Here is a 1,834-nt window from a genome sequence, read left to right as displayed (position 1 = left end):
GTGTCTGGGAAAAAACTAAATCCTAGGCCATGAAAAAAGAACGATGAAATTCTTCGCGAAAATCATCGTTCTTTTTCTATACTTTAATTGTCTTCCTTGATATTATTGAATCACCACAAAACAAAAATGAAAGAAGGCATATTAATGTATCAAAATTATATCACAGGCCAAACAGCTTTAACACTTAATTTAGACTTTACTATTCCTAGTAATCACTTAGCTAATACTATTAGCTGGTTCGTTGATTCAATTCCAGAAGATGTATTGCTGGGTGACACATCCAAGACAGGACGACCAGCCTATCATCCAGCCATGATGCTTAAGATTTTGCTTTTTGCTTATTCAAGAAGAGTCTTTTCTGGCAGAAAAATTGAATTGATGCTGGAAGAGAATCTACCAATGATAGTTTTAGCCGAACATCAGAAGATCTCATATCACACAATTAATAATTTTAGATCCAGCAATCGTGCCAATGAACTGGTTAAAAAATGTTTTATTTACTTTACCAATCTTTTAGAAGATGAAGGTTTGATCAATGAAGGCGCGATTTTTATCGATGGCACTAAGATTGAAGCTGATGCCAACCGCTATACTTTTGTTTGGCGTAAAGCTGTTGAAAAGTATCATGAAAAATTAAAAGGCCAAGCAGTTGAACTTTACGATGAATTGATTGCCAAAGAAGTAGTCAAAGCAATGGCCAAGGAAAAAGTGCAGACTAGCGAAGGACTGGCAGAGCTTGCCCAAGAAACTGAAGCTGAAATTGAAAAGCTGACCGAAGAAATTGAGCAAGAACCTAAAGTCATTCCAGGAGGCTCTCCTAGAAAAGTTAAGAGACGAGGTCTTAAGAAGCTGCTTCGCAAACTGAAGAAAGACTACGTTCCTCGCATGAAGAAATATGAAGACGACAAAGAAATCTTTGCTGGGCGCAATAGCTATTCCAAAACCGATCACGACGCAACTTTCATGCACATGAAAGAAGATCACATGAAAAACGGTCAGCTTAAACCGGGCTACAATATTCAAGCCGCTACAACTGACCAGTATGTAGTTGATTATGCCTTGTACCCTAATCCCACAGATTTTAGAACCTTAGAGCCGTTTTTGAAACAAATGACGACATTAGATAAGTTTGACAAAATTGTCGCTGATGCTGGTTATGGCAGCGAATATAACTACTCGCTGCTGGAAAAAGAATATTCAGACAAAGAGTATTTCATTCCATATACCATGTACGAAAAGGAACAAAAGAAGAAATATAAAAAGGACCCGACTAAACTGGCTAATTGGTATTATGATGAAAAAGAAGATTATTATCTTGACTATCAAGGTGTAAAGTTTAGTTTTAAATGTCAAAGCCAGAGAAAAGATCGTTCAACGGGTCAGGTTCGCAATTTTAAGATTTATGAAGCTGATGAAACCCAAGCAACGTCAGAATTAGAACAATTGGCTAAGACTGCCAGCGGCTGGCAGCGCCAAGTACGCTACAATCCTAATTGGCAAAGACTAAAAGAAAAGGCAAAAGAAGTTCTTCAAAGCCCAGAAGGAAGACACATCTATAGTATGAGAAAATATGATGTAGAACCCATTTTCGGACATTTGAAGAACGTATTTGGCATGCGCCGAACCCATTTAAGAGGCAAAAAGAAAGTTGAAACCGATGTAGGAATAGCCTTCATGATGATGAATTTGAGCAAATATTGGAACAGAAGATGGTCAAAGGACCATACTTTTTTATTAAAAAAATTAATGAGAGAGAAAAAAACGATCAAAACCTCAAATTTGAGAATTTTGATCGTTCTTTTTATGGCCTAGGATTTAGTTTTTTCCCAGACAC

The 1,834-nt window shown here is 37.0% G+C and carries 1 pseudogene; it reads left to right on the top strand.

From position 1 onward, the window contains the following. Positions 1-144: 144 nt before the first annotated feature. A pseudogene (locus CP357_RS09835) lies at positions 145-1,834 on the top strand (IS1182 family transposase); the annotation flags it as partial.

Source organism: Lactobacillus sp. UMNPBX6, from assembly GCF_002553975.1.
GTDB lineage: Bacteria > Bacillota > Bacilli > Lactobacillales > Lactobacillaceae > Lactobacillus > Lactobacillus gallinarum.
This window is presented reverse-complemented; position numbering and strand designations above follow the sequence as displayed.